27 protein-coding genes are annotated in these 21422 nt (G+C 61.3%); 14 read left to right on the top strand and 13 right to left on the bottom strand.

Features of this window, described 5'->3' with window-relative positions; genetic code table 11:
• Nucleotides 1-70 precede the first annotated feature (70 nt).
• Genes flhB through ACJ8J1_RS04715 form a run of 3 tightly spaced genes read left to right on the top strand, consistent with a single transcriptional unit; the run spans nucleotide 71 to nucleotide 3697 of the window.
• Complete coding sequence (flhB, locus tag ACJ8J1_RS04705) at nucleotides 71-1222, top strand: flagellar biosynthesis protein FlhB (protein ID WP_033640021.1); 1152 nt, start codon at nucleotides 71-73, stop codon at nucleotides 1220-1222.
• Complete coding sequence (gene flhA / locus ACJ8J1_RS04710) at nucleotides 1215-3293, top strand: flagellar biosynthesis protein FlhA (protein ID WP_033643531.1); 2079 nt, start codon at nucleotides 1215-1217, stop codon at nucleotides 3291-3293. The genes flhB and flhA overlap by 8 nt, the downstream gene beginning before the upstream one ends.
• Complete coding sequence (locus tag ACJ8J1_RS04715) at nucleotides 3293-3697, top strand: flagellar protein FlhE (protein ID WP_033643530.1); 405 nt, start codon at nucleotides 3293-3295, stop codon at nucleotides 3695-3697. Before flhA ends, ACJ8J1_RS04715 begins: the two co-directional genes overlap by 1 nt.
• Nucleotides 3698-3699: 2 nt before the next feature.
• Here the strand turns inward: ACJ8J1_RS04715 and ACJ8J1_RS04720 are convergent, their stop codons facing one another.
• The 5 genes from ACJ8J1_RS04720 to flgA all read right to left on the bottom strand — a co-directional run bounded on the left by ACJ8J1_RS04720 (nucleotide 3700) and on the right by flgA (nucleotide 6168).
• Nucleotides 3700-4002 (bottom strand): helix-turn-helix domain-containing protein, encoded by a 303-nt coding sequence (locus ACJ8J1_RS04720; RefSeq protein ID WP_015378258.1) that lies wholly within the window; start codon nucleotides 4000-4002, stop codon nucleotides 3700-3702.
• A complete protein-coding gene (locus tag ACJ8J1_RS04725) occupies nucleotides 3995-4369 on the bottom strand; it encodes a type II toxin-antitoxin system RelE/ParE family toxin (protein WP_033643529.1) in 375 nt (124 codons plus the stop codon). Before ACJ8J1_RS04725 ends, ACJ8J1_RS04720 begins: the two co-directional genes overlap by 8 nt.
• Nucleotides 4370-4598: 229 nt before the next feature.
• The gene (locus tag ACJ8J1_RS04730) at nucleotides 4599-5033 is read right to left on the bottom strand and encodes a flagella synthesis protein FlgN (RefSeq protein ID WP_033643528.1); all 435 of its coding nucleotides are present in this window, start codon (nucleotides 5031-5033) and stop codon (nucleotides 4599-4601) included.
• A gap of 40 nt (nucleotides 5034-5073) precedes the next feature.
• Complete coding sequence (flgM, locus tag ACJ8J1_RS04735; protein WP_004934832.1) at nucleotides 5074-5385, bottom strand: flagellar biosynthesis anti-sigma factor FlgM; 312 nt, start codon at nucleotides 5383-5385, stop codon at nucleotides 5074-5076.
• A 129-nt stretch (nucleotides 5386-5514) separates the two neighbouring features.
• The gene (gene flgA, locus ACJ8J1_RS04740) at nucleotides 5515-6168 is read right to left on the bottom strand and encodes a flagellar basal body P-ring formation chaperone FlgA (RefSeq protein ID WP_033643527.1); all 654 of its coding nucleotides are present in this window, start codon (nucleotides 6166-6168) and stop codon (nucleotides 5515-5517) included.
• Between the two features lie 160 nt (nucleotides 6169-6328).
• Between flgA and flgB the strand changes: the two genes are divergently transcribed.
• The 11 genes from flgB to flgL all read left to right on the top strand — a co-directional run bounded on the left by flgB (nucleotide 6329) and on the right by flgL (nucleotide 16404).
• The gene (gene flgB, locus ACJ8J1_RS04745) at nucleotides 6329-6742 is read left to right on the top strand and encodes a flagellar basal body rod protein FlgB (RefSeq protein WP_033643526.1); all 414 of its coding nucleotides are present in this window, start codon (nucleotides 6329-6331) and stop codon (nucleotides 6740-6742) included.
• Between the two features lie 5 nt (nucleotides 6743-6747).
• Nucleotides 6748-7152: a flagellar basal body rod protein FlgC gene (gene flgC / locus ACJ8J1_RS04750; protein WP_033643525.1), complete on the top strand. Its 405-nt coding sequence runs from the start codon at nucleotides 6748-6750 to the stop codon at nucleotides 7150-7152.
• Between the two features lie 12 nt (nucleotides 7153-7164).
• A complete protein-coding gene (gene flgD, locus ACJ8J1_RS04755) occupies nucleotides 7165-7842 on the top strand; it encodes a flagellar hook assembly protein FlgD (RefSeq protein ID WP_033643523.1) in 678 nt (225 codons plus the stop codon).
• Between the two features lie 54 nt (nucleotides 7843-7896).
• Entirely contained in the window at nucleotides 7897-9120 is a 1224-nt protein-coding gene (flgE, locus tag ACJ8J1_RS04760; protein ID WP_033643522.1) for a flagellar hook protein FlgE, read from the top strand.
• Between the two features lie 12 nt (nucleotides 9121-9132).
• Nucleotides 9133-9888, top strand: a complete 756-nt coding sequence (locus tag ACJ8J1_RS04765) for a flagellar basal body rod protein FlgF (RefSeq protein WP_033643521.1) — start codon at nucleotides 9133-9135, stop codon at nucleotides 9886-9888.
• An 18-nt stretch (nucleotides 9889-9906) separates the two neighbouring features.
• On the top strand, nucleotides 9907-10689 hold the full coding sequence (gene flgG, locus ACJ8J1_RS04770) for a flagellar basal-body rod protein FlgG (RefSeq protein WP_004934819.1): 783 nt from the start codon (nucleotides 9907-9909) through the stop codon (nucleotides 10687-10689).
• Between the two features lie 83 nt (nucleotides 10690-10772).
• The gene (flgH, locus tag ACJ8J1_RS04775; protein WP_004934817.1) at nucleotides 10773-11474 is read left to right on the top strand and encodes a flagellar basal body L-ring protein FlgH; all 702 of its coding nucleotides are present in this window, start codon (nucleotides 10773-10775) and stop codon (nucleotides 11472-11474) included.
• Nucleotides 11475-11484: 10 nt separating this feature from the next.
• On the top strand, nucleotides 11485-12585 hold the full coding sequence (locus ACJ8J1_RS04780; protein WP_004934816.1) for a flagellar basal body P-ring protein FlgI: 1101 nt from the start codon (nucleotides 11485-11487) through the stop codon (nucleotides 12583-12585).
• Nucleotides 12585-13529 (top strand): flagellar assembly peptidoglycan hydrolase FlgJ, encoded by a 945-nt coding sequence (flgJ, locus tag ACJ8J1_RS04785; protein ID WP_033643520.1) that lies wholly within the window; start codon nucleotides 12585-12587, stop codon nucleotides 13527-13529. Before ACJ8J1_RS04780 ends, flgJ begins: the two co-directional genes overlap by 1 nt.
• Nucleotides 13530-13735: 206 nt before the next feature.
• Complete coding sequence (gene flgK, locus ACJ8J1_RS04790; RefSeq protein WP_033643519.1) at nucleotides 13736-15385, top strand: flagellar hook-associated protein FlgK; 1650 nt, start codon at nucleotides 13736-13738, stop codon at nucleotides 15383-15385.
• A 59-nt stretch (nucleotides 15386-15444) separates the two neighbouring features.
• Nucleotides 15445-16404 carry a flagellar hook-associated protein FlgL gene (gene flgL / locus ACJ8J1_RS04795; RefSeq protein WP_033643518.1) on the top strand — a complete coding sequence of 320 codons (960 nt, stop codon included), beginning with the start codon at nucleotides 15445-15447 and terminating at the stop codon, nucleotides 16402-16404.
• A gap of 272 nt (nucleotides 16405-16676) precedes the next feature.
• On the opposite strand, the gene sra is transcribed toward flgL, so the two are convergent.
• The 8 genes from sra to fliL all read right to left on the bottom strand — a co-directional run bounded on the left by sra (nucleotide 16677) and on the right by fliL (nucleotide 21309).
• A complete protein-coding gene (gene sra, locus ACJ8J1_RS04800) occupies nucleotides 16677-16811 on the bottom strand; it encodes a stationary-phase-induced ribosome-associated protein (protein ID WP_004934807.1) in 135 nt (44 codons plus the stop codon).
• Nucleotides 16812-17166: 355 nt separating this feature from the next.
• Nucleotides 17167-17949 (bottom strand): flagellar biosynthetic protein FliR, encoded by a 783-nt coding sequence (gene fliR / locus ACJ8J1_RS04805; RefSeq protein ID WP_033643517.1) that lies wholly within the window; start codon nucleotides 17947-17949, stop codon nucleotides 17167-17169.
• A gap of 2 nt (nucleotides 17950-17951) precedes the next feature.
• Nucleotides 17952-18221 (bottom strand): flagellar biosynthesis protein FliQ, encoded by a 270-nt coding sequence (fliQ, locus tag ACJ8J1_RS04810; protein WP_004934803.1) that lies wholly within the window; start codon nucleotides 18219-18221, stop codon nucleotides 17952-17954.
• Nucleotides 18222-18242: 21 nt separating this feature from the next.
• The gene (gene fliP, locus ACJ8J1_RS04815; RefSeq protein WP_033632755.1) at nucleotides 18243-19004 is read right to left on the bottom strand and encodes a flagellar type III secretion system pore protein FliP; all 762 of its coding nucleotides are present in this window, start codon (nucleotides 19002-19004) and stop codon (nucleotides 18243-18245) included.
• Nucleotides 19001-19405 carry a flagellar biosynthetic protein FliO gene (gene fliO, locus ACJ8J1_RS04820; RefSeq protein ID WP_033650868.1) on the bottom strand — a complete coding sequence of 135 codons (405 nt, stop codon included), beginning with the start codon at nucleotides 19403-19405 and terminating at the stop codon, nucleotides 19001-19003. The genes fliP and fliO overlap by 4 nt, the downstream gene beginning before the upstream one ends.
• Nucleotides 19405-19821, bottom strand: a complete 417-nt coding sequence (gene fliN / locus ACJ8J1_RS04825; RefSeq protein ID WP_004934799.1) for a flagellar motor switch protein FliN — start codon at nucleotides 19819-19821, stop codon at nucleotides 19405-19407. Before fliN ends, fliO begins: the two co-directional genes overlap by 1 nt.
• Complete coding sequence (fliM, locus tag ACJ8J1_RS04830; protein ID WP_004934798.1) at nucleotides 19814-20818, bottom strand: flagellar motor switch protein FliM; 1005 nt, start codon at nucleotides 20816-20818, stop codon at nucleotides 19814-19816. Before fliM ends, fliN begins: the two co-directional genes overlap by 8 nt.
• Nucleotides 20819-20823: 5 nt before the next feature.
• Nucleotides 20824-21309 (bottom strand): flagellar basal body-associated protein FliL, encoded by a 486-nt coding sequence (gene fliL / locus ACJ8J1_RS04835; protein ID WP_033643515.1) that lies wholly within the window; start codon nucleotides 21307-21309, stop codon nucleotides 20824-20826.
• Nucleotides 21310-21422: the final 113 nt, after the last annotated feature.

Below are 21422 nucleotides of genomic sequence, written 5' to 3' on the forward strand. Positions count from 1 at the left end.
CAATGACATCGCCAATTTTTTGGCATGCTGACCGCCATTCTTTACCCTCCCGACACAGGAACGGCGTTTCGTGGCTGAAGACAGCGATCTGGAAAAAAGCGAGGCCCCCACGCCCCACAGGCTGGAGAAGGCGCGTGAAGACGGCCAGATCCCGCGCTCCCGCGAGCTGACCTCGGTACTGATGCTGCTCTCGGGCCTGGCGATCATCCTGATGTCCGGCAGCAACATGGCGCAACAGCTGGCGGCGATGCTAACGCAAGGGCTGAACTTTGACCACGGCATGGTCAGTAACGACAAGCAGATGCTTCGCCAGCTGGGCATGTTGCTGCGTCAGGCGGTGCTGGCGCTGCTGCCGATCATGGCGGGGCTGGTGCTGGTAGCGCTCGCCGCGCCAATGCTGTTGGGGGGCATCTTGTTCAGCGGCAAGTCGATCAAGTTCGATATGAAGCGGCTAAACCCCCTGTCCGGGTTGAAACGCATCTTTTCCAGCCAGGTGTTGGCCGAGCTGCTGAAAGGGATCCTCAAAGCGACGTTGGTCGGCTGGGTCACCGGTCTTTATCTGTGGCACAACTGGGCGGCGATGCTGCATCTGATGACCCAGCAGCCGCTCGATGCGCTGGGCAATGCGCTGCAGATGATCCTGTTCTGCGGTTTTCTGGTGGTGCTGGGGCTGACGCCGATGGTGGCGTTTGACGTGTTCTACCAGCTGTGGAGCCACTTCAAAAAGCTGAAGATGACCAAGCAGGATATTCGCGACGAATTCAAGGATCAGGAAGGGGACCCGCACGTCAAGGGGCGCATTCGCCAGCAGCAGCGGGCGATCGCCCGGCGCCGCATGATGGCCGATGTGCCCAAGGCGGACGTGATCGTCACCAACCCGACGCACTACGCCGTCGCGTTGCAGTACAACGACAAGAAAATGAGTGCGCCGAAGGTGCTGGCCAAGGGGGCCGGCGAAATCGCCTTGCGCATTCGCGAGCTCGGCGCGGAGCACCGCATTCCGATGCTGGAGGCGCCGCCGCTGGCGCGCGCGCTGTATCGGCACAGCGAGATTGGACAACACATTCCGGCCACCCTGTATGCCGCGGTCGCCGAAGTGCTGGCCTGGGTGTACCAACTGCGCCGCTGGCGGCGCGAGGGCGGCCTGATCCCGAAAAAACCTGAACGTTTACCGGTGCCGGAAGCACTGGATTTTGCGAGAGAGAGTGACTCTGATGGCTAATTTGGCCTCCCTGCTTCGTTTGCCGGGCAATTTTAAAGATACGCAGTGGCAGGTGCTGGCCGGCCCGGTGCTGATCCTGCTGATTTTGTCGATGATGGTGTTGCCGCTGCCGGCGTTTATCCTCGACCTGCTGTTTACCTTCAACATCGCGCTGTCGATCATGGTGCTGCTGGTGGCGATGTTCACCCAGCGTACGCTCGAGTTCGCCGCTTTCCCGACCATCCTGCTGTTCTCCACATTGCTGCGTTTGTCGCTCAACGTCGCCTCGACGCGCATCATCTTGCTGGAAGGCCACACAGGTTCCGCCGCCGCCGGGCGAGTGGTGGAAGCCTTCGGCCACTTCCTGGTGGGCGGCAACTTCGCCATCGGCATCGTGGTGTTCATCATCCTGGTGCTGATCAACTTTATGGTAATTACCAAAGGTGCAGGGCGTATCGCCGAAGTGGGCGCGCGCTTCGTGCTGGACGGCATGCCGGGCAAACAAATGGCGATCGACGCCGATTTGAACGCCGGATTGATTGGTGAAGACGAAGCGAAGAAACGCCGCGCCGAAGTGACCCAGGAGGCCGATTTTTACGGCTCGATGGACGGCGCCAGTAAATTCGTGCGCGGCGACGCCATCGCCGGCCTGATGATCATGGTGCTGAACGTGGTCGGTGGCCTGCTGGTCGGCGTGGTGCAACACGGCATGGAACTGGGGGCGGCGGCGGAAAGCTATACGCTGCTGACCATCGGTGACGGCCTGGTGGCGCAGATCCCGGCATTGGTGATCTCCACCGCCGCCGGTGTCATCGTCACTCGCGTCGCGACCGATCAGGATGTCGGCGAGCAGATGGTGGGCCAGCTGTTCAACAATCCGCGCGTGATGCTGCTGAGTGCCGGGGTGCTGGGCCTGCTGGGCCTGGTGCCGGGCATGCCGAACCTGGTGTTCCTGCTGTTTACCGCGGCTCTGCTGGGCCTAGCCTGGTGGCTGCGCGGCCGTGAACAACAGGCGCCGAAAACGGTGGAAGATCCGGTGATGCCGGAGAATCCGCAGGCCGCCGAGGCCAGCTGGGCCGACGTGCAGTTGGAAGATCCGCTGGGGATGGAAGTGGGCTACCGGTTGATTCCGATGGTCGACTTTCAACAGAACGGCGAGCTGCTTGGGCGTATCCGCGGGATCCGCAAGAAATTCGCCCAGGACATGGGTTATCTGCCGCCGGTGGTGCACATTCGCGACAACCTGGAACTGCCGCCAGCCAGCTATCGCATCCTGATGAAAGGCGTCGAGATCGGCAGCGGTGAAGCGCAGCCGGGCCGCTGGCTGGCGATCAACCCCGGCAATGCCGTGGGCGAGCTGGCGGGAGACAAAACCGTCGATCCCGCCTTCGGACTGGAAGCGGTGTGGATAGACAGCGCCTTGCGCGAACAGGCGCAAATCCAGGGCTTTACCGTGGTGGAAGCCAGCACCGTGGTGGCGACGCACCTCAATCACCTGATTGGCCAGTTCGCCAGCGAGCTGTTCGGCCGCCAGGAGACCCAACAGCTGTTGGATCGCGTGTCGCAGGAGATGCCGAAGCTGACCGAAGACTTCGTGCCGGGCGTAGTGTCACTGACGACGCTGCACAAGGTGCTGCAAAATCTGCTCGCCGAGCGCGTGTCCATCCGCGATATGCGCACCATCGTCGAAACGCTGGCGGAACATGCCCCGGCGCAGAGCGATCCTTACGAATTGACCACCGTGGTGCGGGTGGCGCTGGGCCGGGCGATCACGCAGCAGTGGTTCCCGGGCAACGGCGAGATTCAGGTTATCGGCTTGGATACCCAGCTGGAGCGCCTGTTGCTGCAGGCGTTGCAGGGCGGAGGCGGTCTGGAACCGGGGCTGGCTGACCGTCTGCTGGAGCAGGCGCGTCAGGCGCTGCAACGGCAAGAGATGCTCAGCGCGCCGCCGGTGCTGTTGGTTAACCATGCGCTGCGTCCTTTACTGGCGCGCTTCCTGCGTCGCAGCCTGCCGCAGCTCGTGGTGCTGTCCAACCTGGAGATCAACGACGATCGCCAGATTCGCATGACCTCGACCATTGGAGCCGCCTGATGAAACGCTGTCTGTCCTTGTTGTGTTTGCTGGCGCCGCTAGCCGCCGGCGCGGTGTCCGGCTCCTGGGTGGCTGAAGGGGCGGGGGTCACGCTGGAACAGGGCGGGATGCGCGATGAATCCGCCGGTTTGCGGCCGCCGAACGCGCTGCCGGATGCCAATGCGCGCATCACCAGCGTCAGCTGGCGCTACCGTTTGCTGGGGCCAGAGCCCGTGGGGCTGCAGGCCCAGCTTTGCACGGTAAACCGCTGCATTCCGCTCGGCGGCGGCAGCGGCAGCAGCATCGGTCTGCAGGGCGAGCCGGCCAATGCGGAATTGCGTTTTGTCTATTACGTGCAGTCGCAAGGCGGGCTGAATCCGCCGCTGCGAGTGATTGGCAATCAGGTGATCGTCAATTATCAGTAAGATCAGGCCAGAATTTGCAGGCCGTTGCGTTCCACCAGCGTCAGCAGTTTCATCGCGGCGGAGTTCGGTTGCGCTTCGCCGCGCTCCCATTTCTGCACCGCCTTTTTGCTGACGTTGAGATACAGCGCAAACACCGGCTGACTGACGTTTTCCCGTTCGCGCAACGCGCGGATCTCGGCCGGCCCGAACTGCTTCACCGGCCGCAGGCACAGCATGTCGAAAGTGCGCATGGTCACGTCGTCGACGAAACCGGCGCGGTGCAGGCCCTGAACTTCCTGGTGGATCTCGGCAAGAATTTTACTCATCGCTTAGCCTCCGTAACTCCCTGTTGTTGACCAGCTGGTAGAGTCTGAATGGCGAATAATCCAGATACAGCGCAGCCAGATGTTTCAATCCCTGTAACTCATCCGCACTGATGTTTTCTCTCTCGCTTTTGGCAAAGCCGCGCATAAAAAACAGGCGGTCTTCATCGCGAAAAACGATCAGTACCCGATAGCCGCCACGTTTGCCCTCACCAGCCCGAGCGATGCGCTTTTTGTATACGCAACCGCCAAGATTGGCGTCGTACAGCTGATGTTGCATCTCTCGCGCCGCTTTCACTATCGTGGCGTCGCTAATGCGCTCGCGTGCGGCAAAACCCTGAAAGGTTTTGGTGAGATAAATGTCGGCCATTCGCTCTCCCTGCGAATCTATACCCGTTAAGGGTATATTTCAAGTGGTTTAAAAATAACCACAGGGTGACAAGCGGCCAAAGGGAAAGAAACAGCCAAATTCACGCCATGCGCAGCCTGGCACAAAGTCTTAAGTGAATTCAAAGAGTGATAGGGAGAAAATGCGACGGGATGCGCAGAAGCCGGTTAACGCATGCCCGGTGATAGGCTCACCGGGCAAATGAGTCAGGTCAGACGCCGATTTTTCTGCCGAGCAGGCTGCCGGCGTGCGACTGGCCGTCCGGGCCATACAGCGATTTGTTGTTTTTGCTGAGGATGGCCAGCGCCTGAGCGTTATGGTCGATCTGCTGATTGAGCAGCAGGCCGTTGTGCTGGTTCTTTTCGCGCAGCGTTTGGCTGAGCAATTGAACGCGCTGCCAACGGTCGGCCAGGGGGGCGTGGCTGGCATAGGGCGCGCGTTGCCCGCAGTTTTTTTCCTGCCCCAGGCGCTGTTGCTCGAGGTAGGCGACCGTCGCCAGCAGTTGGCTTTTGGCATCGGTTACGCGCTGCAAGGCCACGCCCGGCAGCTGGCCGGAGCATAACAGATCGTGCTCTTCTTCCAGCACGCCATTGAGCGCCTGCAGCGTTTCCAACAGTTTGTCCAGCAGTTGTGCCAGCTTTTCCATAGTGATGACTTATCCTTTACCGCTACCCGCCGCCGCGTTGTCAGTCGCGTCCGGCGATCCATTGAACATCGCTCTGCGCGTCTTGCAGCAGTGCGTCGGCGATTTTGCCGGCGTCCATCTTCAGTTCACCGTTGCGGATCGCCTGCTTGATGGCCTCGACCCGGCCCATATCGATATCCTGGGTGCCCGGCTGCATCAGGCGCGCCTGCGCCTCGCTCAGTTTGACCTGCGTACCGCTGACGGCGGTTTCGGCCACGGCGGCCTTACGCGGCTGGAGCGGGTTGTCGGCCGGGGTTTCACGCGGTTGCACAGTGGAAACCGGCTGTAACCGCTGGGTGCGATCGATACTCATGGTCCATCTCCGTTTACGCCGTGACCGCACTCGGGCGACGACGCTGCAATGAAAGTGTTGCGGCCCTGATGGCCAATAAAATGCTGCTTGATTTGTCTTATCGGCAAGGTTTGCGGAACCTTTACTTTTTTATAACGTAATGCGAATCGCGCCGTCGTCCCCGACCACGCCGCTGACGATTTGCCCGGACGCCATGCGCACGCGCACGCTGTCTTCGGCGGCGGCGTTGTTCATCGCCTTGCCCGCGCCGCTAATGCTGAATCCTTCGCCCTGTGCATTGACCTGCACCGGTTGCCCGGCCTTGATAATCCAGGCCCGGCGCAGCATGGCGAGGGTCAGCGGCTGGCCGGGGCTGATGTTGCGCAGGCTGACGGCGCCTAATGCTTTGCCCGCTTCGGTCAGCGCGCGCGGCGGCAGGGTATCGAGCCGACCTTCTTTCAACGTCAGGTCCGCCGCCGTCAACCGGCTGCCGGCGTTGATGCCGCGCGCCGAAACGAGATAGCGGCCGAACACCTGCACCTGCGTCTGGATAAAACGCCGCTCCTGGCCACAGCGCGCCGAAATGCTGACGTTGCCGCCGATCCGCGCGTTGGGCGGCAGCGACAGCTGCGGCAGTTCGCAAGCGGGCCATTGGTTCGGCGGCGTGCGCACCCGCACTTTTACCTGCACCGGTTCGCCGCTGAACTTGCCTTGGATGAAGCTTTCGATTTGCGTCGCCAGATCGTCGGCGCGCGCGTTCAGACTGCACAGCAGGCCGATAAGCAGCAGCATTTTACCTTTCATCGTCATCTTCTCAAGCTTCATCGGGATACGCGTAAGTGTACCCGCAGCGCGCGCAGGCTAAGCAGATAAATAGCGCCCCATTTTGCGTTTATTCCCGCGATAGGGTAGCGCGGGGGGCGTTTATGCTGTCGACTCCAAATTCTAACCTCGCGGAGGGAGCATGCTCGACAAACTGGACGCGGCTCTGCGCTTTGGCCAAGAGGCGCTGAACTTGCGCGCCCAGCGGCAGGAAATTCTGGCCGCCAACATCGCCAACGCAGACACACCGGGTTATCAGGCACGGGATATCGATTTCGCCAGCCAATTGAACAAAGTGATGGAGCAGGGGCGCGTCAGCGGCAACGGCATGGCGCTCAACCTGACGGCGGCGCGCCATATCCCGGCGCAGACCCTACAGCCGCCGCAGCTCGATCTGCTGTTCCGGGTGCCGGATCAGCCGTCGATGGACGGCAACACGGTGGACATGGATCGCGAACGCACCAACTTTGCCGATAACAGCCTGAAATATCAGACCGACCTGACGCTGCTCAACGGTCAGATCAAAGGGATGATGTCCGTACTGCAACAAGGATAAGGCGCATGTCTTTACTGAATATTTTTGATATCTCCGGCTCGGCGTTATCGGCGCAATCCCAGCGCATGAACGTCAGCGCCAGCAACATGGCCAACGCCGACAGCGTGACCGGCCCGGACGGCGAACCTTACCGCGCCAAGCAGGTGGTGTTCCAGGTCGCAGCGGCGCCGGGACAGCCGACCGGCGGCGTGCGCGTTGCCCAGGTGGTGGACGATTCGGCACCCGAGCGTCTGGTGTATCAGCCGGGCAACCCGCTGGCGGACGCCAAGGGGTATGTGCGCATGCCGAACGTCGACGTAGTGGGGGAAATGGTCAACACCATCTCCGCTTCCCGCAGCTATCAGGCCAACGTCGAGGTGCTCAACACCACCAAGTCGATGATGATGAAAACCCTGACGCTGGGTCAGTAACCGGAGGTTCCCATGGCTATCGCCCCAACCACGAACGAGTCGTTGGACAATACCGTCATCGGTAACAACAGCAAAAATACCAACAGCCAGGATCTGCACAACAGCTTCCTGACGCTGCTGGTGGCGCAGTTGAAAAACCAGGACCCGACCAATCCGATGCAGAACAACGAACTGACCTCGCAGCTGGCGCAGATCAACACCGTTCAGGGCATCGAAAAACTCAACACCACGCTGGGGTCGATCTCCGGTCAGATCAACAGCAATCAGTCGCTGCAGGCCACCGCGCTGATCGGCCACGGCGTGATGGTGCCGGGCAGCAACATTCTGGTCGGCAGCAAGGACGGCAAAGTCAGCACCACGCCGTTCGGCGTGGAACTGGAGCGCGCCGCCGATCAGGTAACCGCCACCATCACCAACGCCAGCGGGCAGGTGGTGCGCACCATCGAAATCGGCGGTCTGACCGCCGGCGTACATGCCTTCACCTGGGACGGTTCGCTGGATGACGGCTCCACCGCGCCCGACGGCGCCTACAAAGTGGCGATTAACGCCAAAGGCAACGGCGAGCAGTTGGTGGCGCGCAGCCTGCACTTCGGCCTGGTGAACGGCGTGATCCGCGACGGCAACGGCGCCAAGCTGGATCTCGGTCTGGCGGGCAACGCCACCCTGGAAGACGTGCGACAGATCTTATAACCCTAAGCATCAGGCTCAATCGGACGATAGCCTGACCACTATTCGGAGAATAACATGGCTTTTTCTCAGGCAGTCAGCGGCTTGAACGCGGCAGCAACCAACCTGGACGTGATCGGTAACAACATCGCCAACTCCGCGACGGCGGGCTTCAAATCCGGCAGCGTCTCCTTTGCCGACATGTTCGCCGGTTCGCAGGTCGGTCTGGGCGTCAAAGTGTCCGGCATCACCCAGAACTTCAAGGGCGGCACCACCACCGGCACCAGCCGTTCATTGGATGTGGCCATCAACGGCAACGGCTTTTTCCGCATGCAGGATAAAGACGGCGGCATCTTCTATACCCGCAACGGCCAGTTCAAGCTGGACGAGAACCGCAATCTGACCAACATGCAGGGTCTGCAGCTGACCGGCTATCCGGCGGCCGGCTCCCCGCCGACCATTCAGCAGGGCGCCAACCCGGTGCCGTTGAGCATTCCTGAAGGCATGATGAACGCGAAAGCGTCCACTTCCGGCCAGATGGTCGCCAACCTGATGTCGACCCATAAGGTGCCGGAAAACAAGACCTTCGATCCGACCAAACAGGACAGCTACAACTATACCAATACCATCACCGCCTACGACTCGCTGGGTAACGCGCACAACATCAACGCTTACTTCGTGAAGACCGAAGACAATAAATGGCAGGTCTACACCCAGGACGGCAGCGCAGCGCCAGTGAACGCCGGCACCATGGAGTTCAGCACCAGCGGTACCCTGGTGAAAACCACCAGCACCAACGGCGCGCCGGGCGAGTTCAGCATGGTGATCCCGATGACCGCCAAAGACGGCGCGCCGGCGCAAAACTTCACCCTGAGCTTCGCCGGCAGCATGCAGCAGAACGTGAGCAGCGACTCGGTGAGCAAGGTATCGCAGGACGGTTATGCCGCCGGTGAATACACGGGCTATCAGATCAACAACGACGGCACCATCGTGGGCGTCTACTCCAACCAGCAAACCCAGCTGTTGGGCCAGATCGTCATGGCTAACTTCTCCAACCCGGAAGGGCTGGCGTCGCAGGGCGATAACGTTTGGCAGGAAACCGGCGCGTCCGGCCAGCCGCGCGTCGGTCTTGCGGGCGGCGGCGGCTTAGGCAAGCTGACCAGCGGCGCGCTGGAGTCTTCCAACGTCGATCTGAGCCAGGAGCTGGTGAACATGATCGTCGCACAGCGTAACTATCAGTCCAACGCCCAGACCATCAAGACGCAGGACTCCATTCTGCAGACGTTGGTTAGCCTGCGCTAATAGGGTCGAGTTATGGATCACGCGATTTATACCGCGATGGGCGCGGCTCGCCAAACGCTGGAGCAGCAGTCCATTACCGCCAACAACCTGGCCAACGCGTCGACGCCGGGCTTTCGCGCTCAGCTCGCCGCGCTGCGCGCGGTGCCGGTTGACGGGCCGAGCCTGGCGACGCGCACATTGGTGGCCGCGTCGACGCCGGGCGCCGACATGAGCCAGGGGGCGCTGAACTATACGGCGCGCCCGCTGGATGTGGCGCTGCAGCAGGACGGTTTCCTGGCGGTGAGCCTGCCGGGCGGCGGTGAAGCCTATACCCGCAACGGCAACATCCAGATCTCCTCCACCGGGCAGTTGACGGTGCAGGGGCTGCCGGTGATGGGCGACGGGGGGCCGATCGAGGTGCCGCCGTCGGCGGAGATCACCATCGCCGCCGACGGCACCATTTCGGCGCTGAACGCCGGCGATCCGCCGAACACCATCGCGCAGATCGGCCGCCTGAAGCTGGTGAAAGCCGACGCGCGCGAAGTGATGCGCGGTGACGACGGGCTGTTCCGCCTGACGCCGGAAACCCAACAGCTGCGCGGCAATCAGTTGCAAAACGATCCGCAGGTGCGGGTGATGCCCGGGGTGCTGGAAGGCAGCAACGTCAAGCCGATGGAGACCATGGTCGACATGATCGCCAACGCCCGCCGTTTTGAAATGCAAATGAAGGTCATCCACAGCGTGGATGAAAACGAACAGCGTGCCAACTCACTGCTCTCAGTGAGCTAAGCAGCAAGGAAATAACCGATGATTCCATCCTTATGGATTGCCAAAACCGGTCTGGACGCGCAGCAGACCAACATGGACGTGATCGCCAACAACCTGGCGAACGTCAGCACCAACGGCTTCAAACGCCAGCGTGCGGTATTTGAAGATCTGCTGTACCAGACCATGCGTCAGCCGGGGGCGCAGTCCTCCGAGCAGACCACGCTGCCTTCCGGTCTGCAGATCGGCACCGGCGTGCGTCCGGTGGCGACCGAGCGGCTGCACAGCCAGGGCAACCTGTCGCAGACCAACAACAGCAAAGACGTCGCCATCAAGGGGCAGGGGTTCTTCCAGGTGATGTTGCCGGACGGCACCCAGGCCTACACGCGCGACGGCTCGTTCCAGATCGATCAGAACGGCCAGTTGGTCACTTCCAGCGGTTTCCAGGTGCAGCCGGCGATCACCATTCCGGCGAACGCGCTGTCCATCACCGTCGGCCGCGATGGCATCGTCAGCGTCACCCAGCAGGGGCAAACCGCCGCCCAGCAGGTGGGCCAATTGACGCTGACGACCTTTGTCAACGACAGCGGTCTGGAGAGCGTGGGCGAGAACCTGTATCAGGAAACCGAAAGCTCGGGCGCGCCGAACGAGAGCACGCCGGGGCTCAACGGCGCCGGTCTGCTGTATCAGGGCTACGTGGAGACCTCCAACGTTAACGTGGCGGAAGAGCTGGTCAACATGATCCAGACTCAGCGCGCTTACGAGATCAACAGCAAAGCGGTATCGACTTCCGATCAGATGCTGCAAAAGCTGACGCAACTGTAATCTGTCATTGACGGGCCCGGCTTGCCGCGCCCGTCATTCTCTTTCGTGAAACAAAGGCGATACCCGTGGTAACCACATATTCGATGGCAATCCTGCCGCGGCAGGGACAACGCTGGCTGGCGGGAATGGTGATGCTGACGCTGAGCGGCTGCGCTTATATTCCGCATAAACCGCTGGTGGACGGTGCGACCACGGCGCAGCCCGCGCCGGCCAGCGCGCCGATGCCGAACGGCTCGATCTTCCAGACGGTGCAGCCGATGAACTACGGCTATCAGCCGCTGTTCGAAGACCGCCGTCCGCGCAACGTCGGCGACACCCTGACCATCGTGCTGCAGGAAAACGTCAGCGCCAGCAAGAGCTCCTCCGCCAATGCCAGCCGCAACGGCGCCAGCAAGTTCGGCGTCGCCACCTCGCCGCGTTACCTTGACGGCCTGTTGGGCAATGCGCGCGCCGATATGGACATTTCCGGCGACAGCACCTTCGGCGGCAAGGGCGGCGCCAACGCCAACAACACCTTCAACGGCACCATTACGGTGACGGTCAACCAGGTGCTGGCCAACGGCAACCTGCACGTGGTGGGGGAAAAGCAGATCGCCATCAACCAGGGCACCGAATTCATTCGTTTCTCCGGCGTCGTCAACCCGCGCACCATCAGCGGCAACAACTCGGTCACCTCGACGCAGGTGGCGGACGCGCGGATCGAATACGTCGGCAATGGCTATATCAACGAAGCGCAGACCATGGGCTGGCTGCAGCGCTTCTTCTTAAATGTTTCACCGTTCTAAGGATTGACTGATGCTGAAAAAATGGTTTATCGCGCTGTGCGTCGGGCTGGTGTGCTTGCCGGCGGCGGCGGAGCGCATCCGCGATCTGGTGACGGTGCAGGGCGTGCGAGACAACGCCCTGATCGGCTACGGCTTGGTGGTGGGGCTGGACGGCTCCGGCGACCAGACCATGCAGACGCCGTTCACCACCCAAAGCCTGAGCAACATGCTGTCGCAGCTGGGCATCACCGTGCCGCCGGGCACCAACATGCAGCTGAAAAACGTGGCGGCGGTGATGGTGACCGCCAAACTGCCGCCGTTCTCGCGCGCCGGGCAGAACATCGACGTGGTGGTCTCATCAATGGGTAACGCCAAGAGCCTGCGCGGCGGCACCTTGCTGATGACGCCGCTGAAAGGCGTGGATAACCAGGTCTATGCGCTGGCGCAGGGCAACGTGCTGGTCGGCGGCGCGGGCGCGGCGGCCGGCGGCAGCAGCGTGCAGGTCAACCAGCTGGCGGGCGGGCGCATCAGCAACGGCGCCACCATCGAGCGCGAGCTGCCGACCACCTTCGGCAGCGGCGGCGTACTCAACCTGCAGCTGAACGACGAAGACTTCACGCTGGCGCAGCAGATCAGCGACGCCATCAACCGCCAACGCGGCGGCGGCACCGCGACGCCGCTCGACGCCCGTACGATTCAGGTGCTGGTGCCGCAGGGCAACAGCTCTCAGGTGCGCTTCCTGGCGGAGATTCAAAACATCACCGTCAACGTCGGCGCAATGGACGCCAAAGTGATCATCAACTCGCGCACCGGGTCGGTGGTGATGAACCGCGATGTGATCCTCGATTCCTGCGCCGTCGCCCAGGGCAACCTGTCGGTGGTGGTCGATCGGCAGAACACCGTCAGCCAACCGACGACGCCGTTCGGCGGCGGCCAAACGGTGGTGACGCCAAACACCCAGATTTCGGTGCAACAGCAGGGCGGGTCGCTGCAGAAGGTGAACGCCAGCGCCAACCTGAACAACGTCATTCGCGCGCTGAACGCGCTGGGCGCCACGCCGATCGATCTGATGTCGATCCTGCAGGCGATGCAGAGCGCCGGCTGCCTGCGCGCCAAGCTGGAAATCATCTGATGGCGGGCGATCTGATGGCGATGTCGGGCGCGGCCTATGACGCCCAGGCGCTGAACGGCCTGAAGCGCGACGCGGCGGCCGACCCGCAGGGCAACCTCAAGCAGGTGGCCCAGCAGGTGGAAGGCATGTTCGTGCAGATGATGCTGAAAAGCATGCGTTCCGCCTTGCCGCAGGACGGGGTGTTGAGCAGCGATCAAACGCGGCTCTATACCTCGATGTACGATCAGCAAATCGCCCAGCAGATGTCGCAAAAAGGGCTGGGGCTGGCCGACATGATGGTCAAGCAGATGAGCAACGCCAACGCGGTGCCGAGCGAAACTGCGGGCATGTCGCCGATGGCGCTGGACAACGAGGTGCTGCAAACGCTGCCGAACCAGGCGCTGGAGCAGATGGTGCGCCGGGCGATGCCGAAAGCCCCGCCGGCCGCCGCGCCGCTGTCGCTCAACAACGGCAACTTCGTCGCTCGTCTGTCGATACCGGCGAAGGTCGCCAGCCAGCAGAGCGGCATTCCGCATCAGCTGATCGTCGCGCAGGCGGCGCTGGAATCCGGCTGGGGGCAGCGCGAGATCCCAACCTCAGACGGCACGCCGAGCTACAACCTGTTCGGCATCAAGGCCGGCGGCAGCTGGAGCGGGCCGGTGACGGAGATCACCACCACCGAGTTCGAACAGGGCGCGGCGAAGAAGGTGAAGGCGAAGTTCCGCGTTTACGGGTCGTACGTCGAAGCGATCGCCGATTACGTCAAACTGCTGACCAACAACCCGCGCTACGCCGACGTGGCCGCCGCGCGCAGCCCGGAGCAGGCGGCGCATGCGCTGCAGCGCGCCGGGTACGCCACCGATCCCCAGTACGCCAGCAAGTTGGTCAGCGTGATTCAGCAGATGAAGAGCGCGGGGGAACAGGCGGTGAAAGCTTACACCCACGATCTGAAAGATTTGTTCTAAATCCCCGTCATTCTTGACGCCGCTGCGGCGCCAATTATTTAGGGGGTAGGCGGCAATGGAGGCTCGCTGGATGCTGACCGCATTGCCGCTTTTTTTCCTCAAGTTCTTCTCATTTTTGCCGATAACCGAAACAGGCTGAGCGAACAGGCTCAGCAGCTCAATTAAGAACCCTGTGGGCCACCGGCGCCGCAGCATAAGGAATTCCGATGTCCAATAGCTTAATCAATACCGCGATGAGCGGGCTGAATGCGGCTCAGGTGGCGCTCAGTACCGTCAGCAACAACATCTCCAACTACAACGTGGCGGGCTACAACCGTCAGACCGCGATCCTGGCGCAGAACGGCGGCATGGCCACTATGAGCGGCTTTATCGGCAACGGCGTGACCGTCACCAGCGTTAACCGCGAGTACAACCAGTTCATCACCAACCAGCTGCGCGGCGCGCAAAGCGCGTTCGGGGCGCAAAACGCCTATTACGAGAAGATTTCGCAGATCGACAACCTGTTGGCGAGCAAGACCAACCCGCTGTCGACCAACATGCAGGATTTCTTTACCAACCTGCAGAACCTGGTGAGCAACGCCGGTGACGACGCCGCGCGCCAGACGGTGCTGGGCAAGGCCAACGGCCTGGTGAACCAGTTCAACAACACCGACAAATTCCTGCGCGACATGGACAACGGCGTCAATCAGCAGATCAGCGATACGGCGCAGCAGATCAACAGCTACGGCCAACAGATCGCCAAGCTGAACGACGAGATCACCCGTTTGCGCGGCAGCGCCGGCGGCGAACCGAATGCGTTGCTGGATCAGCGCGATCAGCTGGTCACCGAATTGAACCAGCTGGTGGGCGTACAGGTCACGCAACAGGACGGCGACGCCTATACCGTTTCCTTCGCCAACGGTTTGACCCTGGTGCAGGGCAGCAATACGTATCAGGTGGAAGCCGTGCCTTCCAGCAGCGATCCTTCCCGTCTGACCATCGGCTATAACCGCGGCAACGGCGCCAGCGAAGTGCCGGAAGGCCAGATCACCAGCGGCACGCTGAGCGGCGTGCTGAAATTCCGCAGCGAAACGCTGGACGGCGTGCGCAATCAGCTGGGCCAGTTGGCGCTGGCGATGGCGGACAGCTTTAACCAACAGCATCGCGCCGGCTTCGATCTGAACGGTGACGCGGGCGGCGACTTCTTCAGCTTCAGCGGCGGCCGGGTGGTGGATAACACCCGCAACACCGGCGACGCGTCGCTGTCGGTCTCTTACACCGATACCGGCAAGGTGAAGGCCAACGATTATCGCGTCGAGTTCGACGGCAGCAACTGGCAGGTCAGCCGCCTGCCGGACAACGTGAAAGTCAACGCGACGCCGGGCACCAGCGCCGACGGTAAACCGACGCTGAACTTCGACGGGTTGGAAGTGAGCATCGACGGCAATGCGCAGGCCAAAGACAGTTTCACCGTGAAACCGGTCAGCGACGTGGCGGGCAACCTGAAAGTGGCCATCACCGATTCGTCCAAGATCGCCGCCGCCGGTAAAGACGACAGCGGCCGCGGCGATAACGAGAACGCCAAGAAACTGCTGGATCTGCAAACCAAAAACCTGGTGGACGGCAAAGCGACCCTGAGCGGCGCTTACGCCGGCATCGTCAGCGGCGTCGGCAACCAGACCGCCGCCGCCAAGGCCATCGCCACGTCGCAGGCCAAAATCGTCACCCAGCTGGGCGCGCAACAGCAGTCGATGTCCGGCGTCAACCTTGACGAAGAGTACGGTGAATTGCTGCGTTTCCAGCAGTACTACATGGCCAACGCGCAGGTGATTCAGACCGCCAGCTCGCTGTTCGACGCGCTGCTGAACATTCGTTGATTTCATTGTTAATCGGCGCCGATAACGGCGCCGGTCGCTCAGAGTAAGGAACCCACAGCATGCGCATGAGTACCGGCATGATGTACCAACAAAACATGAACGGCATCACGGGCAACCAGTCGCTGTTCATGAAGGCCGCCGAGCAGCTTTCCTCCGGCAAGCGAGTGATCAACCCGTCCGACGATCCGTTGGCGGCGTCGCGCGCGGTGATGCTGTCGCAGTCGCAGGCGGAAAACAGTCAATACACGCTGGCGCGCACCTTCGCCCGTCAGAACGTGTCGATGGAAGAAACGGTATTGGCCGGCGCGACCTCCACCATCGCGGACATGAAGGCGTTGATCGTCAACGCCGGCGGCACCGAAAGCGATAACGATCGCCAGTCGCTGGCCACCCAGCTGCAGGGGTTGAAAGATCAGCTGCTGAACCAGGCCAACAGCACCGACGGCAACGGCCGCTATATGTTCGGCGGGTATGTGAACGACAAGGCGCCGTTCGTCGACAACGGCGGCACCGTCAGTTACCAGGGCGGCGACAAGACGGTTGAGCAGAAAGTGGACGCCAACCGCACCATGACCATCGGCCATACCGGCAACGCGGTGTTCATGTCGTTGACCAGCAATCCGAAGCCCGAGCCGGACGGCAGCGCGCCGGTCAGCAACGTATTCGAGAGCATCGATATTGCGCTGAACGCGCTGAAAACCCCGCTGCAGGGCGCCGACGAGGCCACCAAGCAGCAGGTGAACGATGCGCTGGCGAAAGCCAACCGCGGTCTGGACAACTCCTACAACAACGTGCTGAGCGTGCGCGCCGAGCTGGGCAGCCAGCTGCAGGAGATGGATCAGTTGGACAGCATCGGTAAAGAGCGTGACATGACCAATCAGATCCAGATGAGCGCGCTGACGGATGCCGACCTGGCCGAGTCTATCTCGTCCTACTTCATGCAGCAGGCGGCGCTGCAGGCGTCGTACAAAACCTTCAGCGATATGCAGGGCATGTCGTTGTTCCAGATGAATCGTTAAGAGCAATACCCCGTTGCCTGACCGCGACGGGTTTCCCTTTAGTGCGCTTAGAAAACGCCTTCTCCGCCCCGCGGGGAGGGAGGCTTCTTGAAACCGGGCGCACTCGTTTGGCGCGTCGCTCGTTCTCCCACTACTGACTGAGTGACGCGCCTTTTTTTCATCAGGGAAGAAATAATACGATTGTCACCCCTGTTTAATGCGCAATGGCATTATTGAAATCAGCGGTGGAAAAATCACGATGGATATTATTTCCCTGGCGATAAATATCGGTGCTATTTCTTTTTCTTCACCACTTTCCATTTTTCACCGGCGGCCGTTTCGCTGATGGCAACTTTAAATTTGTTGCTTTTCCAGTGGGCCATGCCGAATAACCGGCGTGCTTTGCGGTTGCTTTTCGCTTTAATCATGATCTCGCTCCTGTAGTTAGCAAAGGTCGATGCTGCGCCCTGCAGCCGGCAGGCTGCCGGACGCATTTATTCAGGGTGTAAGTTATCTGCCGCGCATTTAACTCTGCGTGGCTGTGTTATTTTATTTTTCTCTAACCAATAAGCTTATATTATCGCCACGGGTGACTGACGGGGTGTGGACGATATTTTTTCTACCGGGTCTATTTTAGGTCGGGGTTTTATTTATTCAAGCCGCCGGAGACATTTGAACCTTAATCCGGATAAAAGACGTTTCTCAGGCTTTTGTCCCAAGAAAGCGTGTTTATTGCCATTTTGTCTCAGGCGGAAGAGGGGGAAAGGAAGGGGCCGCAGGGGCTCAGAAGGTCATGCCGCCGATCACCGCCGCCAGTCGATCGAAGATTTCACCGAACAGGTGCTCACAGAACGGCGCCAACATCGGCATCATCATGCCCAGCGTCATGATGCCGAAGGTCATGGTGACCGGGAAACCGATCACGAAGACCGACAGCTGCGGCGTCATGCGGTTGAGCAGGCCGAGCGCCATGTTGAGCGTCAACAGCAGGCAGATCAGCGGCAATGCCAGCATCATGCCGTTGATGAAGATCAGCGAGCCGACCTGAGTCAACACCAGGAAGCCGTTGCCGTTCAGCGGCTGCGTTTGGATCGGCAGGGTATGGAAGCTGTCCGCCAGCAGCGAAATCAGCCACAGATGGCCGTCAAAGCTGAGGAACAACAACATCGCCAGCAGGTTGAGCAGGCGCGCCAGCACCGGCATGTTCGGGCCGCCGCTGGGATCGAAGAAAGTGGCGAACGACAGTCCCATCTGCATGCCGATCACTTCCCCCGCCAGGCGCACCGCCGCGAAGGCCAACTGCATGGTCAACCCCAGCGCCACGCCGATCAGAATCTGCTGAATCGCCAGCCACAGGCCGGCGGCGGAGAAGATGGGAATATTGCTGGCGGGCAGCGTCGGCGCAATCAGGATGACGATCAGCCCGCCAAGGCCGATTTTGACCTTTTTGCTGATTTGCTTTTCGCTGAATATCGGCGCGGTGCTTATCAGCGCCAGAATGCGCAGCAGCGGCCAAAAGTAGTGGCTGAGCCAGACGGTGAGCTGGGCGCTGTCGAAGGTGAGCACGGTCAGCCGATCAGGGTAGGCAGGTTGCTGAACAGGGTGCGCATGTAGTCCAGCAACAGATTCAACATCCAGGGACCGGCGATGATGATGGTGGCCACCACCGCTAGAATTTTAGGGATGAACGACAGCGTCATTTCGTTGATCTGGGTGGCGGCCTGCAGCAGGCTGACGACCAGGCCGCTGATCAGCGCCGCCAGCAGCAGCGGGGCGGCCAGCGCCAGCGCGACTTTCATCGCCTCGGTGCCGAGCGCCATAACCGATTCAGGTGTCATCTCGCTTTCTCCGGTCAGGGGTTACGAATAGAAGCTCTGCGCCAGCGAGCCGAGCAGCAGCTGCCAGCCATCGACCAGCACGAACAGCATCAGCTTGAACGGCAGCGAGATGGTGGCGGGCGGCACCATCATCATCCCCAGCGCCATCAGCACGCTGGCGACCACCAGGTCGATAATCAGGAACGGAATGAACACCGTAAAGCCGATCTGGAAGGCGGTTTTCAGTTCGCTGGTGACGTAGGCGGGCAGCAGGATGCGCATCGGCACCGCTTCCGGGCCGGCCAGCGGCGGCTGATTGGCCAGCCTGGCGTACAGCGCGAGATCGGTTTCGCGCGTTTGCCGCAGCATGAATTCGCGCAGCGGCTGCGCGCCTTTATCCAGCGCGACTTCCAGCCCGATTTTGTCCTGGCTGAACGGCAGATAGGCATCCTGATAAACCTTGTCGAACACCGGCGACATGATGAAGAAGGTCAGGAACAGCGCCAGCCCCAGCATCACCTGGTTCGGCGGCGCCGACGGCGTGCCCAGCGCGTTGCGCAGCAGGCCGAGCACGATGATGATGCGGGTGAAGCTGGTCATCATCAGCAGCATGGCCGGCAGGAAGGTCAGCGAGGTCAACAGCACCAGCGTCTGCACCGGCAGCGACCAGCTCTGGCCGCCGTTGGCCAGCGGCTGGCTGATCAGCCCCGGCAGTTGCGCGAAAGCCGCCGGGCTGATGAACAGCAGGGCGGCAGGGAGCCAAACCGCCGGGCGGCGGACGAGGGTATGAAGAGTCGAGGTCATGCCGATTTTTCCGGGCGTTTCAGAACTTTTTGCATCAGTTGGCGGAAGTCCGCCGGTGTCGCCGCGTCGGCCTCGCCTGCGTCTTTCGGCGGAGCGGGCAGGGTGTGCAGCGGGGTGATCTGCTGGGCGGTGACGCCCAATACCAACAAGGTGTCATCGACTTCCACCACCACCACGCGCTCGCGCTGCCCGACCTGGCAACTGGCGCGCAGGTTAAGCAGTTTGTTGTTGCGCGCCTGCGGGGCGAAACCCAGCCGACGGAACAGCCAACCGGCCAGCAGGATCAGCAGCAGAATGCCGCCGAGCGCGCTGCTGACCTGCATCAACACCGAACCGGCCGGCAGGGCCGGCGCGGCGGGTGGTTGGGTGCTTTGGACGGTAACGGGCGCCGCGGCGGTCATCAGCGGCTCAGTCGACGCATGCGTTCGGATGGGGTGATGATGTCGGTGATGCGCACGCCGAACTTGTCGGCCACCACCACCACTTCACCTTGCGCGATCAGGTAACCGTTGATCAGGATATCCAGCGGTTCGCCGGCCAGGCCGTCCAGCGCCACCACCGAGCCTTGCGACAGGCGCAGCAACTCTTTGATGGTCATCTTGGTGCGCCCCAGTTCCACGGTCAGCTTGACCGGAATATCCAGGATCAGGTCGATATCCTGCAGGCTGCCGAGCGCATCCTGAGCTTCCAGCGACTTGAACACCCCTTCGGTGCTCGCGCCGGATTTCTCTGAAGACTGCTGCTCGTTAAACGCATCAGCCCACAGATCGTCTACGGATTCCTTTCCTTCGCCAGACGGTTGCTTAGGATCACTCATTGGGCTGTTCCTCACTCAGAGCATTCAAAATAGGGTTAATCAAATGTTCAACACGCAGGGCGTATTGCCCGTTCAACGTGCCGTATTGGCTGGTCAGAACCGGTACGCCGTCCACATGGGCGATCAGGCGTTCCGGCTTGTCTATCGGTAATACATCGCCCGGTTGCAGCTTCAGGACTTTCGACAGCCGCATCGGGATATCGACGAAGTTGGCGATCAGCTCCAGTTCGGAGTGCTGCACCTGCTTCACCAGCGTTTCGCGCCAGTGGCTGTCTTCCTGCCGCGAATTTTCCAGCGGCGGGTTGGTCAACAGTTCGCGCAGCGGTTCGATCATCGCGAACGGAATGCAGATGTTGAACTCGCCGGTCAGCGCGCCGATCTCCACCTGGAACGGCGTGGTGACCACGATGTCGTTCGGCGAGGTGGTGATGTTGGTGAACTTCACCTGCATTTCGGCGCGCACGTACTCCACGTCGATCTTGTAGATGGCGCTCCAGGCGTCGCCGTAGGCGTCCAGCGCCAGGCGCAGCATGCGCTTGATCACCCGCTGTTCGGTCGGGGTGAACTCGCGGCCTTCGACCTTGGTCGGGAAGCGGCCGTCGCCGCCGAACAGGTTATCGACGGCGATGAACACCAGGCTCGGCGCGAACACGAACAGGGCAGTGCCGCGCAGCGGATTCAGGTGCACCAGGTTCAGGTTGGTCGGCACCGGCAGGTTGCGGGCGAACTCGTGATACGGCTGAATTTTGATCGGGCCGACGGTAATGTCCGGGCTGCGGCGCAGCAGGTTGAACAACCCCATGCGGAACTGCCGGGCAAAACGTTCGTTGATGATTTCCAGCGCGTGCAGTCGCTCGCGCACCACGCGGCGCTGGGTGTTCGGATCGTAAGGCTTGACCTCGCTCTCTTTGCCGACCACCGCTTCGGGTTCATCACCCGCGCTGTCGCCGTTGAGCAAGGCGTCGATCTCTGCCTGTGAAAGAATGCTATCGCCCATAGTGATTACCGCAGTATGAAGGCGGTGAACAGCACGTCGCTGACCACCTGCTTCGGTTGTCCCTTAACCAGCGGCGGGCTGAGCACGTCCTTAATCTGCGCCACCAGCTGTTGCTTCCCTTGTTCATTGGCCAACTGACTCGCTTCCTGACGGGAAAGCAGCATCAGCAAGCGGCTGCGCACCTCCGGCAGAAAATCGTTCAGCTGACGGCGGGTACTTTCGTCCGGCAGGCGCAGCGTGAGGCCGATATACAGCACGCGATCCGGGTTGTTGTCCGGCGTCACCAGGTTGACGGTAAAGGTGTCGAGCGGCATGAACACCGGCGCGGCCGGCGGTTGCTGTTTGACGGCGGCCGGTTCGGCGCCGTTTTTATGCTGTTGCAGCAGCCACCAGCTGTAGCCCGCGGCGCCACAGGCGACGACGCTGATCAATACCAGCAGGATGACCAGAAGGGGGCGTTTCGGTGCTGCCGGAAGGGAGTTCTGAGACATAGCCAAATCTAATTCCTGTTGTTCCACCCGCGGCCTGCGTGGCGGCGGGCATAGCGCGCGGCAAAGCCGCACGCATGACATGTAAAGGTATTATCGCGTCTATCGCGGCGTGC

This window comes from Serratia sp. CY37869, from assembly GCF_052168895.1.
Lineage (GTDB): Bacteria > Pseudomonadota > Gammaproteobacteria > Enterobacterales > Enterobacteriaceae > Serratia > Serratia ureilytica.